This is a genomic window from Candidatus Eisenbacteria bacterium (genome assembly GCA_018831195.1).
Taxonomy (GTDB): Bacteria; Eisenbacteria; RBG-16-71-46; order CAIMUX01; family JAHJDP01; genus JAHJDP01.
The window spans coordinates 19,658-39,691 of record JAHJDP010000032.1 but is presented as its reverse complement, the minus strand read 5'-3'; the positions used below and the strand labels follow the sequence as shown (position 1 = coordinate 39,691).

Here is a 20,034-nt window from a genome sequence, read left to right as displayed (position 1 = left end):
AGGATCTTACCAGCCTCTGTACTGATTTAAAACGAAATGTCTGGAAGTGAAAAGGTGGGGAAAAGATGGCGGGGAGCGGAAAGCTCCCCACCGAAATATCATCAGTTTTTGGGTTCGCTATCCAGTCGGAATTGGAATGGAATCGCAATCGTCAATTCGACAGGCTCCCCATCTTCGGTTCCCGGTTTGAATTTCCATTGCTCAAGGGCTTTGATGGAGGCTTTGGTTAGGATCTCCCCTTCCTCGACCTCTTCCAGAACGGTGATATCCCGGAGAGAACCATCCTTCTTTATGGTAACCTGCAAGATGACTTTCCCTTCCAATCCGGCCTTCCGGGCTTCTTCTGGATAATCGGGGCTGACCTGATGTACAACTTCAGGCATGGTGGAGTTTTCCTTCACCGCACTCTCCGCCCGAGCCGGCGGGGAAAGCGGGAAGATAGAGCCAGCCACCAAAAGGGCAACACATGCGGCCAAAATAATTCGATATCTCGCCATATTCCTAAACCTCCAAGGTTGATCCAACCGGCGGAGTCTTCGACTGACGAGGGATCGATCTCCCCCGGGTATCGCCGCAAACTCCCCCGCTGTCCGAAGCCCAGCGCTGAACGCCCGAGCCAGGGCATTCCCATAGAATCCCGGCAGAATTCCACCTTCCACCGCTGCTTCATCACAAGCCATTTCTCGGGTCGTCCTCAGCAGGCTCATGAGGGGCCAGAGCAGCGGATAGTAAAAGAAAACCATCACAACAATCCTCTGAATGAGACCGCGCAGCGGATCCATCCGCAATCGGTGGGCGTTCTCATGCAATAGAATACATCGAAGTTCCAGCGGCGTTAGCTTATGAATGAGAATTTTGGGGATGATGATTTTGGGCCGCAGCAATCCCGTAACCCGGGGCATTGTCGCATGCTCATCTATTTGAAGTGAGTTCAAAGGGATTTCCTTACCACAGCCGGCTTCCAGGAGCCGACGCTGCAAGAGCGCGTCCGAAGAGACAGATTCAAAGGTATCACGCCTCCTCCCGCGCCAGATTTCGAGAATCCACAAAACTCCGAGACCGGTCGCTCCGGCAAACCAGAATGCCGAGAGATAGACACCGACACCTTGTACAAAATGATAGATTCCCGACGAATTTCCCGTTACCACGGTGATGGGATTGAGAATCGAAGAGGTGTTGTGCCAAATCGTTGTGAGAAACCGTTCTTCATTTCCCCCCGCCCCTTGATCCATCCAACATCCGATCAGCCGCGAGCCGATACCGTTCAAGAGAGAGAGCGGAAGGAATAATTTGATCAAACCCAGCCAGTAGAGTCTGTTCAGAAACCTCGCCGGCGCCCGGCGCAGGAGCAAACCCGTGAGAAACAATGGAACCAGAAACAGCGTGGTTTGCCAGAGGTGAGTAGCGACCATCAACCAGATTCGTTCCATTATGTGGCTCGCGAGCAAGATCATGATTCACCTATTTCCCGGAACCCGGTTGCCCACCCTCCGAGGAGCGCTGACCGGATCGATGCGATGCGACCCTCTTTTCGATCTCTCTAAGGTCCTTTAGACTCACCTCCTTCATATCCGCCAGATGAGACATGAGAGGCAAAGCCGCGCCGTCAAAGGCAACATCGAGAAAACGCCGGATCTCCTTGCGGATCATGGCGGGGGCTGAGACGGTCGACCGGTAAAGCCAGGCCTTGCCTTCCATCCGAACCCGCTCGACGGCCCCCTTCTCCTCAAGGCGTTCCACGATTTTCCGAACGGTGGAATAACTCGGAGGATCTTCAAGGGCTTTATAGATATCTCTGACCGTCCCTTCCTTGCAACTCCAGAGCTTTCTCAGGCACTGAAGCTCAAATCGGGAGAGATCGGGAAGCGCCTTCATAGATGGTCCTCTTGATAATCGGGTGAATAATCCCTCTGCCGGTTCCGTTACACCTGTCGCACGTAGTGTGCGACAAATGTAACGGACAGTCAAGGGGAGATCTTTAAATATCAGCAAATCCGAGGGAGATCGGAACCGGCGAGGAGATCCAGGGGACGATCCGCTCCATAAGCATTGGTGAGGATCACCGGAGCCTTCCCCGGATCCAACGGTGCCATCATCCCGATGCGCACGGCCCCCTCCCCCAGCGGGTGCTGCCGGAGTAGATTCAGAATAGGATCGGCTTGCTCCGCCGGACACCAAATAAGGGCGCGCCCTTCACAGGGTACGGAGAGCGGATCCAATCCCAACAACTCGCAGACCGCCTGAACTTCCGGGCGGACGGGAATCAACTCCTCCTCAAGCGATATGCGAAGACCCGTCCGTCCGGCCACTTCATGGCAGGTGGTGAGAATCCCTCCACGGGTCGGATCATGCATGGAATGGATCTCCAACTCCGCTCTGAAGAGAGACTCCAAAAGATGATTCAATGGAGCGCAGTCGGATTTGAGATTGTCTCCCGAAAGATGATGCCGGCAGGCCATGATCGTTGCGCCATGCTCGCCGATGGAACCGGTCACTAGAATGGCATCTCCCACGGCGATTCGATCATCTCCAACATGCCTCTCCATCGGGATCTCGCCCAGCCCGGCCGTCGTAATGTATATCTTATCACCCCTGCCGTGGGGAACGACCTTGGTGTCGCCGGCCACGATCAGGACACCTGCTTCTTCGGCGGCTCTGGAGGCGCCTTTTGCGCAAACCTCGAGCAATTCGCCATCGGCCCCTTCCTCAAGTATCAGGGCCCAGGTGAGATAGAGCGGTTTGGCTCCCGCCACCGCCAAATCATTGATCGTGCCGCATACGGAGAGATAGCCGACATCCCCACCCGGAAAGACAGCGGGGTCGACGACAAAGGCATCGGTGGTCAGAGCCGGCCGGCACCCTGCGGTCAGTTCGGGGAGAACCACCGCATCGGAGAGGGTCGATAAAAACGGATTATCCAGGTGGGCCACAAAAACATCGCGGACCAACTCATGGGTCATCCGGCCGCCGGATCCGTGCGCCAATAGAACCTTGCCGGTGCCGCTTATCGTTTGTTTCACGAAACCCTCCGTTCATGCCTGTGCCATGCTGCGCAGGAGCCTTCACTCGACACCATGCAGGCGCCCACGGGATGGTCCGGCGAGCATCCCTTGTTAAAGAGGTGGCATTCAGGCGGATCAATGAGCCCCTTCAAAACATCCCCGCACCGGCAGCCCTCCGGTTCCTTTGTTTTCGGCAGAGGAACGGGAATCTCCAAAGCATCCCGATGGACCCACTCCTTCCTCAAGGCCAAACCGGATCCGGGGATGGGTCCCAATCCCCGCCAGTCGGCGTCTGCCGGCTCCATATACCGTTTCACGAGGTCCTGGGCCACGCCATTGCCTTTGGCGGTGACAACCCGGCCGTAGTGGTTCACGACTTTCGCCTCTCCTTCCGCAACCTGCCTGCAGAGTTCCAACACACACCGGAGAATATCGGCGGGTGTGAAACCGGTGACAACGGCGGGTAGGTGGAAACGAGATGCCAGAAATGAATAAAAGTCGGATCCCGTAATGACCGATACGTGGCCCGGCAGGATGAATCCGTGGAGTCGAAGTTCAGGATCATCGGCCAAAGCCTCTAATGCCGGTGGGATGATCTTATTTCCCGGCAGGATCATGAAATTCCGGAGTTGGCGTTCCTCCGCCTCCGCCAGGGTAGCGACAATACCAGGGGTGGTTGTCTCAAAACCGACGGCGAGAAAGATCACTCTCTTTTGCGGGTGCTGCGCGGCTATTTCCAGGGCGTCTCGCGGAGAATAGACAATTTGAATGGAGCAGCCCTCCGCCGCCGCTCTCTCGAGACTGCCCCGGCTCGAGGGAACACGGTAAAGATCCCCAAATGTACAAATCACCGTCTCGGGAAGCGCGGCGAGGGCCTCGGCCCGATCCAAAAAACCTACCGGTGTGACACAGACCGGACATCCCGGTCCCGATACTAATCTGATCTTCTCGGGGAGCAGACGGCGAAGACCGGCGGCGCCGATGGCGTGCGTGTGGGTGCCGCAAACCTCCATGAAAGTCACGGTCGCGGGGATTCCCCGCGCGACTTCCTTGATCTGTTTCAAGAGGGCTGAAACCGATCTGGAATCACTGAAGATACGGTCATCGCTCATCATTCAGGCTCCCATTCTCCCGAGCCTTGTCCCCCACAATCTCTTCCCGCGATGCTTTCGCATCAAGCTCGGCCATTTCTTCAAGAATACGGATCGTTTCAGCGGCTTCATTCTCATCCACTGATCCGATGGCGTATCCGGCATGGATAAGAAGATGCTCGCCGAGTTGCGCCTCGGGCACCAGCATGAGGGAAACCTGCCGCCGGATACCTTTGAGTTCCACAATCCCCGATTGAGCTTTCTTCTCAATTAATTTCATCGGCACAGCAAGACACATTGTATAAATCACTCCTGTATTAATGACTCCTGCATGAATCACACCAGGACAATCACACCCATTCCGGTTTCGTGTTCCGGGCCAATGCGACAGCGGTCAAGACGGATTGGCCATAAGATAATCCACCATCGCCCGCCGGCACCCTTTCCGGAAGAAGAACGGTGAAGCCTGATCGCACCAATCTCTCCTTGAGACCCCGCCGCAGCAGACGATTGACGAAGCACCCTCCACCGAGAGCGACGATCCGCACATTTTCAGGGATAGTCTTCATCGTCAGGTCGGCCGCCAGGCGGCAGAATGTTTCGTGAAAGTCACGGGCGACAGAGGCCGCCGGGCAACCCTCCACCATCCGTACGGCGGCGGCAAGCAGCAATTCGGACACCGGTAAAACCGGAGGATCCCCAGCTGGAATCAGAACCTCAGACCAATCCGATCCCGTTCCGGCCTCCGAGGCTTTGGATTCCAATCGAGCGGCGGCCTCTCCCTCATATCGGTTTTGCAAGGCAAGACCGAGAAGGGCGCCGGCGGCCTCAAACAATCTCCCTGCGCCCGTCGCCAATGGCCAAACTTCGGAGACAGAGAGCCGGCAAACCGTGTCGATGGTTTCTTCACCGATCTCCGCCGTCCAGGGCAGCGCTTTGAGAAGATCCCGCCCACCGGCCTTTGTTAAAGCGGCACAAAGCACCCGCCAGGGCTGGCGTACGGCCTGCTCACCACCGACAAGGGGTAGCGGTTCCAGATGGGCGCTGCGCCGCCACGTTAAAGCGCCATCCAAGATAAGCCACTCCCCGCCCCATGCGATGCCATCCGGACCCCACCCGGTTCCATCAAGAAGGAGGGCGGCGCATCTTTCTCCGCGCTGCGGAAACTCACGGTGTTCCCCCAGCACGGCTGCGGCATGCGCCAGGTGGTGCTGAAACCGGAGCAAAGGAATGCCACGCTCCATTGAAAGCGCCTCTCCAAGCCAAGTACTACTGTAATCGGGATGGAGATCGACGGCCACAACCGAAGCCCGTGTCTGAGTTAATTCCTCAAGACCCAAAGCCGCTTCCAACAGAAACTCCCGGGCCTCCTCATGATCGAGGTCACCCACATGCTGCGACGGCACGGCCGCATCTTCAATGGCGAGACATGCGGTCGTTTGCAGGTGCCCTCCCAGCGCGAGGGCCGGTTGCGGCGATGTCTCGGGCAACGGCAGAGATTGAGGGACGGATCCCCGCGAGCGCCGTACAGAATAATGGATGCCGTCATCGGTCCGCATCACGGAATCATCAAGACGTCGAACGACATCCCTATCGTGCAGAAGGAAAAGGTCGGCGATGCCGGCCAATCTTTTCAGAGCCTCGCGATTGCCACAACAGATCGGCTCATCGGAAATATTCCCGGAAGTCATGACCAAAAGAGCATAGTCGGTTCCACGAAAGAGTTCGATATGGAGAGGTGTTGTCGGAAGCATGATTCCGATATCGGCGCATCCCGGGGCCGCGGCGCGGGCCACCGGGCTCCCCTTGCGATGCGGTGCGAGAAGTATCGGCGCCGCCGCGGATTGCAGAAGTTTTTCGTCGGATGGGTGAAGGTGCGCACATTGGCGCGCCGTTTCGATATCCCGGGCCATGACGGCGAAGGGCTTCCCGAATCTCCGTTTGCGTTCCCGCAAAGTCTCTACCGAGGCTGCTCGATCGGCGCGGCAGGCGAGCTGGAAACCACCCATCCCCTTCACCGCGACGATCCCTCCATCCGACAGCATCCTTTGAGCCTTAAAGAGGGCCTCTTCCCCCTCTCCCAACGCCTCTCCGCCTCGGGCCGCCAGCCAGAGACGCGGCCCGCAAGCAGGGCATGCCAGAGGCTCCGCATGAAAACGCCTATCCGCGGGATTGGTATATTCGCTTTCACAATCCGGACACATGGGGAAGCAGCCCATCGATGTCCGCTCACGATCATACGGAAGATTGTGGACAACCGAGAATCGCGGTCCGCAATTGGAACAGGTGGTAAAGGGATAATGTCGCCGCCGGTTGGAAACTTCTTCCATATCTTGACGACACTCTTGGCAGGGTGCGCTATCCGGAGGAAGAGAGCCACGGGCCTGATCTCCCCCTTCGGAGCGTCTGACCTGGAATGGGGACCATTCCTCGGTGGGGACAATCGATGATTCGATGTCCTGCAAATCGGCCAGAATGGGTAGAGCAGCGGGCAGATCTTTCACAAACCGATCCAAGACGTTTGGGGAGCCTTGAATCTCAATAATGACGCCCTGCGGGCTGTTGAGAACCCATCCGCCCAATTCAAGCGATACCGCCAGACGGTAAATCGCGGGACGAAAACCGACTCCCTGCACCGTCCCCCTGCATTGAATGCGCCGGCGAACCTGTCGATTGGCTTTCATCATGGGACACGCCTAATGGGCCGACTGGGCCGTTCGAGAAATGATCTCATCCTGAAGCGATTCGGAAAGATCACAAAAGTAATCGCTGTAGCCGGCGACGCGAACAATCAAGTCCCGGTATTCTTCCGGCGACACCTGAGCTTGTCGGAGAATCTTCTCATCGACAACATTAAATTGGATGTGATGCCCTCCGAGCCTGAAGTAAGTTCGAATGAGTGCAGCCAGCTTCTTCAATCCATCCTCGCCTTCGAGAACATGGGGAAGAAACTTCATATTCAACAGCGTGCCGCCGGTCCTGACATGCTCCATCTTCGCCGCGGACAGCAGCACCGCCGTCGGTCCGTGGCGATCCATGCCTTGTACGGGAGAGATCCCTTCAGAAAGGGCTTCCGCAGCCCTCCGCCCGTCCGGCGTCGCGCCGGTTACCGACCCGAAATAGATGTGGCAGGTCGTCGGCAACATATTAATGTGATACGTGCCTCCGCGTAGATTCGGACGTCCGTCGACCGCCGCAAAAAAAGCGTCAAAGGCCGCACGCATGATTTCATCCGCGCTGTCATCATCATTCCCCCATTTGGGGGATTTATTCCGGAGGAGCCGGCGGAGTTCTTCTTTTCCTTCAAAGTCAGCGTCCGTCGCGGTGAGAAGATCCGCAAGTGTCAGGATTCTTTTGTCATAGACAATCCACTTGATGGCGGCGAAGCTGTCGGTCAATGTCCCGATGCCGACGCCTTGGATGTAACTCGTATTGTATCGAGCGCCCCCTTCGTTGTAGTCCATTCCCTTCTTTATACAATCATCCGTGATCAAAGAGAGAAACGGCGCCGGCATCCGCTCTGCATAGATCCGCTCGATGAGCAGGTTCCCGCGCATCTTTACATCAATAAAATGATGAAGCTGCATTTCCCAAGCCTGAAACAGATCTTGAAATGTCTTAAAATCCTCCGGCGCGCCGGTTTCGGGCCCCAATTGGATTCCTGTTCCGGGATCCAGACCGTCATGGAGGGTCACTTCCAAGATCTTGGGAAGATTGAGATAACCGGTCAGAATATAGGCTTCTTTGCCGAAGGCGCCCGCCTCGACGCAACCGCTGGCCCCTCCTTCGCGGGCATCCTCCACTTCTTTTCCCTGGCGTATCAACTCTTTGACGATCATATCGGCATTGAAAACGGAAGGGAATCCGTACCCCTTCCTGATCACCCGGCAAGCTTCATGAAGAAACTCAGTCTGAGTTTCCCCGGAAATCTGAACATTCTGGCCAGGTTGGAGAATATGCAGCTCATCGATGACTTCCAACAGAAGATAGGAAACCTCACCGACACCGCTGGAGCCGTCCTTCCTCAAGCCTGCCAGGTTTATATTTGTGAAATCGGTGTAGGTCCCGCTTTCGGCGGCCGTAACACCGACCTTCGGGGGCGCGGGGTGGTTGTTGAACTTGATGAAGAAGCTCTGCAGAAGCTCCTTGGCCTCTTCTCTTGAAATGACTTCATCATGCAACCCATTCTGATAGAAGGGTTCGAGGTGTTGATCCAGATGACCGGGGCAGAAAGAATCCCACCCATTAAGTTCCGTAATAACAGCCAAATGACAGAACCAGTACATTTGGAGCGCCTCCCAAAAATCCCTGGGAGGAGCCGCCGGCACACGGAGACAAGTCTCCCGGATTTTCTCCAGCTCCTGTTTTCTATGCGGATCGATTTCCCGTTCCGCTAATCTTTGGGCGAGGTCGGCATGTCGCCGCGCAAAAAGGATCACCGCATCCGCAGCGATGATCATGGCCTGAAGCTGAACTTTTTTTTGAAGCGCCAAGGGATCCTCTATGAAATGCAGCTTCTCCAATACTTCTTTGATGTCGGCTTTAAAGTCGTTCATCCCCTTCAGATAGATTTTCCCATCAGCAACGGTGTGTCCCGGGGCTCTTTGCTCCATGAATTCTGTAAAAATCCCCGCCTCGTAAGACAGCACCCAATCCCGCGGCAGTTCATTGAAAATCTGATCTCTGAGGCTTCGCCCCCTCCAGAAAGGAATGATCTCATTCTCATAGATGGATATCGATTCGATGGAGACGCCGTAATCAGTCCGGCTCCTGCTGTTAAGGATCCTCAAATCTTCAATACTATGGCATGTCAATTCTGGATAGGTGGGTGTGGCCTTGGGTTCCGGCCCCCTTTCCCCGACTATCAACTCCTCTTCTCCGATATAGATTACTTTGTGTTCACAAAGGTACTTAAAGGAAAGGGCGCGCAGGATAGGCGTCGGATATTTATCGATGTTATCTCGATAAAACCGGGTCAACAATTCCGCCCGTTCGGTTGATAGAATCGGTTTTGATGAGAGGCTTTGCTCACGCAATCTTTGAATCCTCGAATTCATGGAATCAGGAGATCCTTTTCTAATTCAACCACAATGTCGAACCCGAATATTCAAAACTGAAGATCCAAACCCAGGGAGGCCAAATGATCCCTCATGCGGCGGATTGTTTCAATTGAAGGGTGTTCGAATTGCCTGAAGGATTTCATGGATCCTAGTAATCGCCTCGCCTTATCAGAGCCTACCATGTGATAGGGCAGGATGGTAATGGGATGTTTTCTTTTCAATGAGAGCAGGAATTCCCCCAAGGAAGCGAGAGCTGGCGCATCGTCATTGAGACCGGGTATCAGTGGAATCCGGATCCATACCTCATTGTCCATTTCATCCAATATCCGAAGATTCTCAAGAATCGGTATGACCGATACGCCGGTCCAGGACCGATGACACTCATCATTTGCGGTCTTTAAGTCAAAAAGATAGAGATCGATCAGAGGTGCTGAATCCATCAGAACGCTTTTGGCGACAAAGCCGCTGGTATCGACCGCGGTATGCAGCCCATGCTCACGGCAGGATGCCAGACAGGCAAGGAGAAATTCAGGTTGATAAAACGGCTCACCTCCCGAGAAGGTGACGCCTCCATTGGATTCCTCAAAAAAAGGACGATCCCGTAGAATGCGATTCATCAGTTCCGGCACCGAGATCTCCCATCCAATGTGTCTCCTCGCTTCAGAGGGGCATACTTCAACGCATTGTCCGCATTGAGTGCAGAGGCGGGTTTGCGTTTCAATGGTATCCCCTTTTCTAACGATAGAGGAAGTCGGACATACCTCCAGACAGGCACCGCATTCAATACAACGGTCCGGAATAAGGAGGATTTCCCGCTCGCGGCTCTTCCCCTCAGGGTTATGACACCAGGGGCAATCGAGAGGACATCCTTTGAGGAAAACAGTGGTACGAATTCCCGGGCCGTCATGGATCGCATATCGCTTTATATCAAAACAAGTGCCTGTCATATCCAGCTTCTGCTTTTCAAACACTCGGTATTTTTGCCGACACCCATCGGGCCAACCGCCCGAATGTCAGCCCCTGTACAAGTATTGCGAAAATAACGATGATATATGTGGACATTAATATCAATCCCCTCTGCGGAGACAGGGGCAGTGATAGAGCGAGCGCGATCGAAACACCCCCGCGAAGTCCTCCCCATGTCATGATACGAATCGTGTACGGGGGCGGGGCTTTATAATACCGCAGCAACGACAATGGTATGCCGACACTGAAAAACCTCGATATCAAGACGGTGGGGATGAGAAGGAAGCCCGCAACAAAATAGGGCCGCATCAAATCCAGGACCAGGACTTCCAAACCGATCATGACAAAAAGAAGAGCATTGAGAATCTCGTCCATCAGCTCCCAAAAGTCATCCAATCGCTCCCTTGTTTTATCCGACATCGCGAAAGCCCGGCCACGGTTCCCAATAAATAACCCGGCCACGACCATTGCGATGGGGCCGGATGTATGCAGAAAACCAGCCAGAGCATATCCTCCAGTTACAAGCGCCAGACTCAGCAGAGCTTCGACTTTATAATTATCTACGCTCTTGAGGAAAAGGTAACCAAGTAGGCCGAGGAGTATGCCGTAAATCACGCCGCCGATGGCCTCCACAAAAAACAATTTTCCGGTCTCCCACAAGGACATTTCATGCCCACCGGCTATAAATCCTAAAACCAGGGTAAAGACAACCACTCCAACACCATCATTAAACAGGGATTCTCCGGTAATCATCGTTTCGAGCGTTCCCGGCATCTTGGCTCTTTTCAGCAGCCCTAGAACGGCGATGGGGTCAGTCGGTGATATGAGGGCGCCGAATAATAATGCATAGACAAATGGGACTTCCAAACCGATTGCATTAAAGATGAGCCAGGATGCCGTTCCGATCATAAAAGTCGAAATCAGGACCCCCACCGTTGCCAGTGTCAGAATACTCCATCGTCTATCCAGGAGCGAATCGAGATCCAAATGCAGCGCCCCGGCAAACAAAAGAAAACTCAGCATTCCTTTCATTAATAGGGCATTGAAGTCTATCCGTTGAAGAATGGAAAAAGCCCATCCTGAAGCATTGAGACCGAGCCTGCTGAGGATAATAAGTATAATGGAAGCTAACAATGAAGCGACCATGACCCCGATGGTTGTTGGCAACTTGAACCACCGTTCGTTTAAAAAACTGAATAGAGCCGTTATCGTCATCAATAAAGCGAAGATGGCAAAAAGACTCATGGGCTCTCCTTCATCGCTCCAATCAAGGAATCTCTGAATGAATTCTTATGACGAATAGTTATGCATCCAATGGGGTCGCGTCAAGACTTTGAAGGGTTTAAGAGTCTGATAGAACCTAAGCTGCGCCGGTTTTAGTCAGCCAAATTGAGGGAAGGCGGCTATCCTCCGATTCATGGACATTACAAAAGTCTTAGGCCGGACTTCGGCATGTCTAGCGGCAGCCCCCCGGATTCGAGTCAGCACATGCAAATTGTGTATAATTGAAAGCCGTCGCAAAGAAGGAGAGATCGGCGGCATTCACCACGCCATCACCCACGGCACCGTTGAAGTCGGTACTCCTGATGATCTGATAGGTGCCGACCGTGATGGCGTTGGCCCGGACAATAACGGTACACTCTTCACACTCCCCCCACACGCGGATCCAACAGAACGACACCTGTTCCACGGGTGACCCCGGAAAGGCCATTCCAGACCGGCTTGATGGTGATACAGGCCGGGTCGGGTTCTGATTCCAACTCAAGAGTTTCGGTGAACGCTGCCCCGGCAAGCAAGAAGAGGCATCCATATATTGACAGAGCAATGCGAAAAATCATGAGGATGCTAGACTCCTCTCGCGAACGACCCGATATGCGTTTACAGCTGAAATGACCCGATGGCAACGAAATTCCGGCAATTCCGCTGGGCATTCCCGCTTGGAATCTTCTAACCGGTTCCATCACAACAGAATACATGTTCTTGCTCTAAAATTTCCCTGCTCTATAATACGCATAATTTGAAATGTTTCATTTGACATGCCTCATCTAAACTCGGCGTCTCATGACCATCCCTTTTGATGGCTCCCCTGAGGCGATCTGAAGGACCGCAGAGGATCACGGCGCGAAGGCGGCGGGATCGGGAAAGGACCGAATCATGGGCGACATGGGCAACACGGGCAAGGATTTCAGCGGCATCAAAGAGATCTTCGATATTATCATCCTCAATGGGCGCCCCGCCGCAGGCAAATCTGAGGTGATCGATTATCTGAAAAAAACACCTGTCGAAGAAAGAATCCGCCGCTTTCACATTGGTGAATTTGAGGAATTCGATGATTTTCCGATTCTCTGGGAGCGGTTTGAGGATGATGATATCTACCAACGCCACGGCAAAGACCGCCTGATTTCCGATACTCACTATTTTTACGAAGGAGAGACAAGACCCGGTTATGTCTTTAAAGATCCGTTTTTTTGGAATTTCCTGATCGAGAAATTGAACCTCTTTTACTCAAAACGACTTCGGGATTGTCCCCGTTATCACGACACCCACACCGCGATCTTTGAGTTCGCCCGAGGAACGCAGCACGGCGGCTTCGCTGAGGCCTATAAGTATCTGGCCGATGTTGTCCTCGCCAAGGCCAACACCATTTATATTAATGTGGATTGGGAGGAATCGCTGCGCAAAAACCGGCGCCGCTATAATCCAGATAAGCCGGATAGCATCCTCGAACACGCCCTTGAAGATAAAAAAATCGAGTTCTTATACAAAGAATCGGAGTGGGCCGAGTTTTCATCGAAGGACCCCGATTTTCTGATTGTCGGCGACAGAAAAATCCCTTATGCCGTTTTTGAAAATATGCCGGAAAAGACCCTTGATCCGAAACGGCTCGGTCCCCACCTGGAAGAGGTTTGTGCGAAGCTGTGGAAGGCGCGGCGGAGCCTATAAGGCATTGGGGGAATACAATCCCTCCTCGAAAGGAGCCCTGATGTGTCGAACTTAGTCGTTTTTCTCGGGATCATTATCGTGGTGATCATCTTCACCAGGATGATGGGAAACCCCATGAACCATTCAAGCGCCTTCATGCGCCGGAGGGTTTTTAACTGGGTGCCTTTGGGAGTGACCTACGCCCTGCTCTATATGGGGCGCTACAACCTCACCGTGGCGAAAATCGCCTTCGGCGATCTGATGACAAAAGCCGACTTTGGAATCATCTTCGCCATCGGTACGATCACCTACGCCTTCGCCTTCATCATCAACGGCCCGATGACAGACAAAATCGGCGGCCGCAAGGCGATGCTCCTCTCCGCTTCCGGAGCCGGTGTGGCCAATGCACTGATGGGTTTCTTTACCTATACGAAACCGGAAACGAATCTTGTCTTGGTCTTCTCAATCCTCTACGCGATCAATATGTATTTCCAGAGCTTCGGCGCCGTCAGCATCGTGAAAGTCAACAGCCATTGGTTCCATGTCCGCGAGCGCGGGATGTTCGGTGGAATCTTCGGCATTCTGATCTCGACGGGCATATTCTTCGCATTTCAGATCGGGCAATTCATTGTTAATCTACTCCACACCACCACGAGTCCTGATGGAACGGTTGTCGTGTCGGCCCCCTATTGGGTCTTCTGGATCCCATCCGTCTTACTCTTCATCTTCGTGCTCATCAATTATCTCATGGTCCAGGACAGCCCCAGCAAAGCCGGCATGAAGGATATCGAAACCGGCGACGCCTCAAGCGGTGAAGACGACAAACCTGATCCCATCCGTGTCATCCTGAAGAAGGTCGTAACGAATCCGGTTGTCATCACCATCGGAGCTATTGAGTTCTGCACCGGCGTTCTCCGCCAGGGCATTATGCATTGGTATCCGATTTTCGCGAAGGACTTAGGATATTATAAAACCTTTTTTGTGACCCAGAATTGGGGTTCCATGCTCTTCCTGGCCGGCGCCACCGGCGGGATGACCGCCGGCTGGATCTCAGACAAAGTCTTCGGCTCCCGCCGGGGACCCGTCGCCGGCCTTCTCTATGCCTTGATGGCGGTCTGCGTCCTCGTCATGGTTTTTGGTCTCAGTCATATTTGGGTTTTGGGGGTCTGCGTTTTTCTCATCTCCTATTGTGTCATCGGCACGCATGGGATGCTGTCCGGGACCGCCTCCATGGATTTTGGCGGCCGCAAAAATGTCGGCACGGCTGTCGGTCTGATCGATGGGCTGGTTTATCTTGGAACCGGTGTGCAATCACTCTGCCTCGGCTTTATCACTGAAAGCCAAAAGGGGTGGACCTTTGGCGGCTATTTTAGCGATAGCCAGCGGGGTTGGTCGATCTGGCCCCTCTTCTTATTCCCATTCGCCGTCATTGGAGCGATCTTGGCGGTGAGAATCTGGAAGGCGATCCCGGAGGCGGCCAAGAAAAGGGGTTAGGCCAAGAAAAGGGACGTCACCCATAGAGGGCTACGATAGGGCACCCTGTTTCGAGCCCGGCCGGGAGATTCCAGTGACAACCCCCGCCGGGCTATGGGTACCGGCAAATCTCGTGACTCTGTCGACTACTGGTCACATAACTGATTGTAAAACAAATCATTACAGGCTATTGGGATTTTTTCGGGTCGCCCCGCTCTACCTCTTGATAAGTCGCCTTGAATATTTCCCACCTTTTTTGTCGGGATAGTCACCATGGACTGGCTACTTTATATGAATCATGTTATAATTTATAGGTAGTAATGGGGAAACGGGATGGATGGGGCTTCGGCTTTATCCCTCGCCGATGAGATATCTGTGGACATCCCGCAACAATATATCATAGGAGGAGACAGATGCGTTTGACCCGGAATGTCTTGATGCTGTTGGTCGCATTCCTCTTCGCCTTGGGAAGCCCGGTCCTGGCCGGTGTTCCCAAGATCATTCTCGGCGAGGAATACGGCGCCACCTGGTGAGGATACTGTCCTGACGCCCGGTGCGGGCTAGAAACCTTACAAAATGAGTTTCCTGATACCTTCTTTTGGCTCGATTTGCATGTCGGCGATGATTATGAGCTCCCTGAAGTCAATGCACGCGCCTCTTGGTATAGTGTGAGTGGTATCCCTGACGTTAAGATTGACGGAATGTATACCGTCACCGGCGCCAGCAGTTGCACATCCGCTTATTCAAATTACCGGACAAGATATGTCACCCGGATGACCAATACCGGCGGCGTGAGCCCGGTGGAAATCACCAACGGCTACTTCGCGCCGGTGGGTGATGTTGGTTATGTTCAAGCCACGTTCGAACTTCTGGATCCTGTAACGCTCAATAATACCGAGGCTGACTTCTTTGTCTATCAAGACAATTTCGGGACCTATGGCAACGGTGTCGTGGCGTTCGGCAGCGCCCCTATCACGCTGACGGATGTGAACGATGTCGCCACCGCCGTGGTCGAAGTAAATCTTCCCTACGGTGTGGATCCAAGCCATCTCCACGGCGTTGTTATATTGCAAGAGCACAATGCCGGCAGAGCAATCATTCAGACGGGGTTCCTGAGCCAGGTTCAAGACTTTGCTCTTACGATCCCGATCCGGATGAAATCGGTCCCCTTGGGCGATGGTGAAGCGATCTTTTCCGGAACTCTCGAGAATATCGGCACCGTCGCCGACAATATCGATCTCTCGATTGATGCAATCTTTGACGGTTGGTCGGCCGATTTCCAGATTGAGGGTGACGCAACTTGGTACACCTCGACCAGTGTCGCTCTCGATCCCGCCGAAGAAGTCGAAGTCACGATCCGCGTCCAAACCGATGGTGAGGTCCGTGAAGGATTCGGCACATTTGCAGCCTCATCAAACAACAGCGGCCGGATGCAGCCGATGTCACTCCGCGTCATCAACGGTTCCTACTCCGTTCTCATGGTGGATGATGACGGCGGCTATGCCATTGATTACCCGACGGAGCAGCCGTTCATTCAGGCTTTGGAATTGAATGGTTTCTTCTATGATTTCTGGGATGTCAACGGCGACCACGGCAATGCGACGCCGACCTTTGGCGATATGAACGGCTACGATGTTGTCATCTGGCAGACGGCTTGGGTTGTCCTTCCATTGAACAGTGATGATAAGGCCGCCATCATGGCCTACTTGGACAATGGCGGAAATCTCTTTCTGAGTTCGATGGACTGCCTGGTGGGTTCAACTCTCGAACCATTCTTCGAAGATTACTTCGGCGTGAGTACCTTCGCTGTCAATTCCCAAGCGAGTGAAATGATCGGGACGCCGGGTGATCCGATCGGCAATGGCCTCCATTATACTCTCGACTGGCCATTCGCTTCTCTCAACCGCGCCGATACGATTAATCCGGGACCCTATGCCGCGACGGTCGCCGCCAACGAATTGGGCGAATCCAATGTTCTGCGGAATGAGATCCCTGGATTGGGCCGGACGGTCTTCTCGAGCATCATGCAGTTGGCGATGGAGAATGAATCGCCCATACCGAATGATAGCTCGATCTTCATCCTAAAGGTTATTAACTGGCTGGTGGACGCTCCCATAACGGCTGATGTTGAGACGGATGCCGTACCGAGCGCGACCCGTTTGTTCCATACCCGACCGAACCCCGCCGTGTCACAGGCCCGGCTCAGCTTCAGTCTTTCCAATGAAGCGGCCAAGGGACCGGTCAGCCTGGCCTTGATGGATGTCTCTGGACGCCGGGTGAGAACGCTGATTGACGGCCTTCGTCCTGTCGGCATGAACCAGGTCGTATGGGATGGGCGTGATGATCACGGTCGTTCCGTTACACCGGGGATCTACTTCGCCAAGTTGCAGAGCATGGATGGAGAGGTCAAAACCAAGTTGGTTCTTATAAAATAGGCGGATCTGATACAGATCCCTTCAGAATCGAACGGGAGGATGCGAGCGCCTCAACAGCTCTCTTTCCTCCCGTTTTCTTCTTCTTGTTGATGGGTATGAAAATGTGGGCCCAACGGGATTTGAACCCGTGTTATCGCCGTGAAAGGGCGGTGTCCTGAGCCAGACTAAACGATGGGCCCATTGAAGTGGATTGCACGAAAAATACAGCCTCCGACTCGGCACAGTATGGGACCCCTTCCCCTTTTCGTCAACCCTTGGATGGGCGATCCCCGGGTGTTCCCCCCTCAGCCCCCCTTGTGGCGTCTTCACCCTGCAGACGGGCGGCCTCACGCAACCGTTCCACATACCGATCCCAGAGGCGGGGCTCCATTCCAAGGGAGCCGGGTTGGTAGTAGCGCCGCCCCTGGATCGCCTCTGGACGATAAACCTCCGAAACCCAACTCCCGGGAAAAGCATGAGGATACTTATACCCCTTCCCATAGCCGAGTTGATCCATCAATCGTGTCGGCGCATTGCAGAGATGCAGAGGAACGGGAAGGCTGCCCTTCTCGCGAACATCCTCCAATGCCGCCTGATAGGCGGACTCCAATCGATTGCTTTTCGGCGCCAGGCATAAATAGACGGCCACTTGAGCGAGAGCCAGCACCCCCTCCGGGTATCCGATAAATTGTATGGCATGGACCGCGGCCATGGCCTGGGAAAGCGCCTGGGGATCGGCGAGACCAACATCTTCCGAGGCGGTCCGAACCAATCGACGGGCCACATAGAGTGGATCCTCCCCCCCTTCAAGGAGACGGACCAGCCAGTAGAGCGCGGCATCGGGATCGCTCCCCCTGATACTTTTCTGCAAGGCTGAAATAAGATTGAAATGCTCTTCACCGGCTCGATCCCCTCTCAAGGGAACCCGGTCACGAACCCGCTCCAAATGCTCGGGAGTGACCCGGCGCCGACCCAGATCATCTGCAACGACCGTCTCGGCCAGTGTCTCCAAAAGATTAAAAAGCTGCCGGCCGTCCCCTCCGCAAAGAACCAGCACGGCGGAGCGGGTCTCTTCATCAAACTCCAATCCCGCCTCACCGAGCCCTCCCTCTGAATCCTCCAGAGCACGGTTCATCAATGTCTCGAGGTGCTCGGGCTCCAATGATTTGAGGACCAAGACATGCACCCGGGAAAGGAGGGCATCATTGACTTTGAAGGATGGGTTCTCGGTCGTGGCGCCCACCAGGACAATCGTCCCCTCCTCCACATGGGGAAGAAAGGCGTCCTGCTGCGCCTTATTGAATCGGTGGATTTCATCGACAAAGAGGAGGGTGCGAACACCTTTTATATCAAAGGTATGCTTGGCGGATTTAACGACGGCCCGGATCTCCGCGACACCCGAAAGAACGGCGCTGAATGTCGCCCAACGGTAACCTGGAATCGAGGCAAGGAGACGGGCGAGCGTCGTTTTTCCCGTACCCGGAGGACCCCAAAAGATAATGGAGGGGATTTGTCCCGTTTCGCACACCCTTCGAAGCAGACCGCCGGGACCGGTGAGATGCTCCTGACCGACAACCGCCTCAAGCGAACGAGGTCTCAATCGATCCGCTAAAGGTGATCGTGCGGATGAGCTGCCCCTCGATTTATCGGGATGGGCTTCCGGATCGTCGAAGAGATCAGATGACTCGGAATCCGGCATGATCGGTACATCCTAAAGATCGGGTCAAAAAAGAGGCTAAAGAATCGGGCTATCCATCGGCCGCGACCGAACCATACCCGTTTGGATGACGCAGTGACCATTTCCACGCTGTCTCAACAATCGTATTGAGATCGCCCTTTTGCGGCTTCCAACCGAGAATGTCTCTTGCCTTCTGTGACGATGCGACGAGGACGGGGGGATCGCCTGGACGTCTCGGTCCCATCTGGGTGCTGACCTTCCGGCCGGTGACGTGCTCCACCGCATCGATCACCTGACGCACGGAGAAACCCTTTCCATTCCCCAGATTGACAATGGTCGACTGGCGCTCCTCCATCACTTTCAAGGCCAGGATATGAGCATCGGCGAGATCCTCCACATGGATATAATCCCTCACGCATGTCCCATCCATCGTTGGGTAGTCGTCGCCAAAGATGGTCAGTTCGGAGCGCCGACCGGCCGCCGCATCGAGAGCCAAGGGGATGAGATGCGTCTCCGGATTGTGATCCTCGCCCAAATCCGGGGAAGCGCCTGCCGCATTGAAGTATCGGAGAGAAACAAACCGCAGGCGCCCGGCCTGGGCTTGCCATCGCAATAGGCCTTCACACATCAACTTGGAGTGCCCATAAGGGTTTGTCGGTTTAGCAGGAGCCGATTCAAGGATTGGAATTTCTTCCGGCTGTCCATAAATCGCCGCCGTGGATGACAGGATGATGCGCTCGACACCGCAGGCTTCCATCCCTCCCAGCAAGGAGATCATCCCGCCGGTATTAGCATCAAAATATTCCAGCGGCTTCTCCATCGATTCCCCGACCAGGCTGCTGGCCGCGAAATGCATTACACACTCAATGCCATACTTTCGCAGAAGATCAATGATGCCGTTTCGATCCCGGGTATCCAAAACTTCGAGTGGACAGCCTCTTGAAACGGCCTCAGGATGCCCCCGCGATAGGTTATCCAGGACAACGACCTCATGGCCATGACTGAGAAGCCGGGATGATGTGACACTCCCGATATATCCTGCGCCGCCCGTGACAAGGACTTTCAATCGATTCCCCCTTTTCCCGTTTTGAGGGTAACTCTAACTTCAAGCCGTACAAATGACAAGAATTGACAATCTCTGTAGAGGATAAACTGACACAAGACGAGTTGACACGAAATCGCAGAAATGCTACATTAATTGGCGAAAGCGAAGCGGAGTTCCCTGCCTAAGCGAGGACATCCGGGGCTCGTAACCTAATCCATGAAGCGGGCTAACTTCCTAGTCGAGGTCTAGGGGTTTCGGATGCGTGAGTGGTGGGGAACTCTTTTTTTTGCCGGATTTCTATTCTCCCCTCCAACATCCTTGACCAAGCGTGGGCGAGGCACTCAGGGATCGGACCTGGCCGTCGCCCCGTACCGCTTGGAATT

The 20,034-nt window shown here is 54.3% G+C and carries 15 protein-coding genes and 1 tRNA gene; 3 read left to right on the top strand and 13 right to left on the bottom strand.

Features of this window, described 5'->3' with window-relative positions; translation table 11 throughout:
* Positions 1-101: 101 nt before the first annotated feature.
* From KJ970_06135 to KJ970_06090, 10 genes are all read right to left on the bottom strand, one after another.
* Positions 102-1,430, bottom strand: a complete 1,329-nt coding sequence (locus tag KJ970_06135; protein ID MBU2690489.1) for a TonB family protein — start codon at positions 1,428-1,430, stop codon at positions 102-104.
* Positions 1,431-1,461: 31 nt separating this feature from the next.
* A complete protein-coding gene (locus KJ970_06130) occupies positions 1,462-1,875 on the bottom strand; it encodes a BlaI/MecI/CopY family transcriptional regulator (GenBank protein ID MBU2690488.1) in 414 nt (137 codons plus the stop codon).
* A gap of 110 nt (positions 1,876-1,985) precedes the next feature.
* A complete protein-coding gene (gene hypE / locus KJ970_06125; GenBank protein MBU2690487.1) occupies positions 1,986-2,960 on the bottom strand; it encodes a hydrogenase expression/formation protein HypE in 975 nt (324 codons plus the stop codon).
* Positions 2,961-3,016: 56 nt separating this feature from the next.
* Positions 3,017-4,114: a hydrogenase formation protein HypD gene (gene hypD / locus KJ970_06120; protein ID MBU2690486.1), complete on the bottom strand. Its 1,098-nt coding sequence runs from the start codon at positions 4,112-4,114 to the stop codon at positions 3,017-3,019.
* Complete coding sequence (locus tag KJ970_06115) at positions 4,104-4,391, bottom strand: HypC/HybG/HupF family hydrogenase formation chaperone (protein MBU2690485.1); 288 nt, start codon at positions 4,389-4,391, stop codon at positions 4,104-4,106. The genes hypD and KJ970_06115 overlap by 11 nt, the downstream gene beginning before the upstream one ends.
* A 52-nt stretch (positions 4,392-4,443) precedes the next feature.
* Positions 4,444-6,780, bottom strand: a complete 2,337-nt coding sequence (gene hypF, locus KJ970_06110; GenBank protein ID MBU2690484.1) for a carbamoyltransferase HypF — start codon at positions 6,778-6,780, stop codon at positions 4,444-4,446.
* Positions 6,781-6,789: 9 nt separating this feature from the next.
* Positions 6,790-9,150 (bottom strand): glycyl radical protein, encoded by a 2,361-nt coding sequence (locus KJ970_06105; GenBank protein MBU2690483.1) that lies wholly within the window; start codon positions 9,148-9,150, stop codon positions 6,790-6,792.
* Between the two features lie 50 nt (positions 9,151-9,200).
* Complete coding sequence (locus KJ970_06100; protein MBU2690482.1) at positions 9,201-10,100, bottom strand: glycyl-radical enzyme activating protein; 900 nt, start codon at positions 10,098-10,100, stop codon at positions 9,201-9,203.
* Between the two features lie 16 nt (positions 10,101-10,116).
* Entirely contained in the window at positions 10,117-11,364 is a 1,248-nt protein-coding gene (locus tag KJ970_06095) for a sodium:proton antiporter (protein MBU2690481.1), read from the bottom strand.
* Positions 11,365-11,575: 211 nt separating this feature from the next.
* Positions 11,576-11,830: a hypothetical protein gene (locus KJ970_06090; GenBank protein MBU2690480.1), complete on the bottom strand. Its 255-nt coding sequence runs from the start codon at positions 11,828-11,830 to the stop codon at positions 11,576-11,578.
* 443 nt (positions 11,831-12,273) lie between these two features.
* Between KJ970_06090 and KJ970_06085 the strand changes: the two genes are divergently transcribed.
* From KJ970_06085 to KJ970_06075, 3 genes are all read left to right on the top strand, one after another.
* Positions 12,274-13,062, top strand: coding sequence for a hypothetical protein (locus KJ970_06085; protein MBU2690479.1), 789 nt, complete (start codon positions 12,274-12,276; stop codon positions 13,060-13,062).
* Positions 13,063-13,161: 99 nt separating this feature from the next.
* Positions 13,162-14,535, top strand: coding sequence for an MFS transporter (locus tag KJ970_06080; GenBank protein ID MBU2690478.1), 1,374 nt, complete (start codon positions 13,162-13,164; stop codon positions 14,533-14,535).
* Between the two features lie 587 nt (positions 14,536-15,122).
* Positions 15,123-16,949, top strand: coding sequence for a hypothetical protein (locus tag KJ970_06075; GenBank protein ID MBU2690477.1), 1,827 nt, complete (start codon positions 15,123-15,125; stop codon positions 16,947-16,949).
* 104 nt (positions 16,950-17,053) lie between these two features.
* On the opposite strand, the gene KJ970_06070 is transcribed toward KJ970_06075, so the two are convergent.
* The 3 genes from KJ970_06070 to galE form a co-directional block, all read right to left on the bottom strand.
* Positions 17,054-17,128: transfer RNA gene (locus KJ970_06070), tRNA-Glu, on the bottom strand.
* Positions 17,129-17,196: 68 nt separating this feature from the next.
* A complete protein-coding gene (locus KJ970_06065) occupies positions 17,197-18,627 on the bottom strand; it encodes a replication-associated recombination protein A (protein ID MBU2690476.1) in 1,431 nt (476 codons plus the stop codon).
* 49 nt (positions 18,628-18,676) lie between these two features.
* Entirely contained in the window at positions 18,677-19,672 is a 996-nt protein-coding gene (gene galE, locus KJ970_06060; GenBank protein MBU2690475.1) for a UDP-glucose 4-epimerase GalE, read from the bottom strand.
* Between the last annotated feature and the right edge of the window lie 362 nt (positions 19,673-20,034).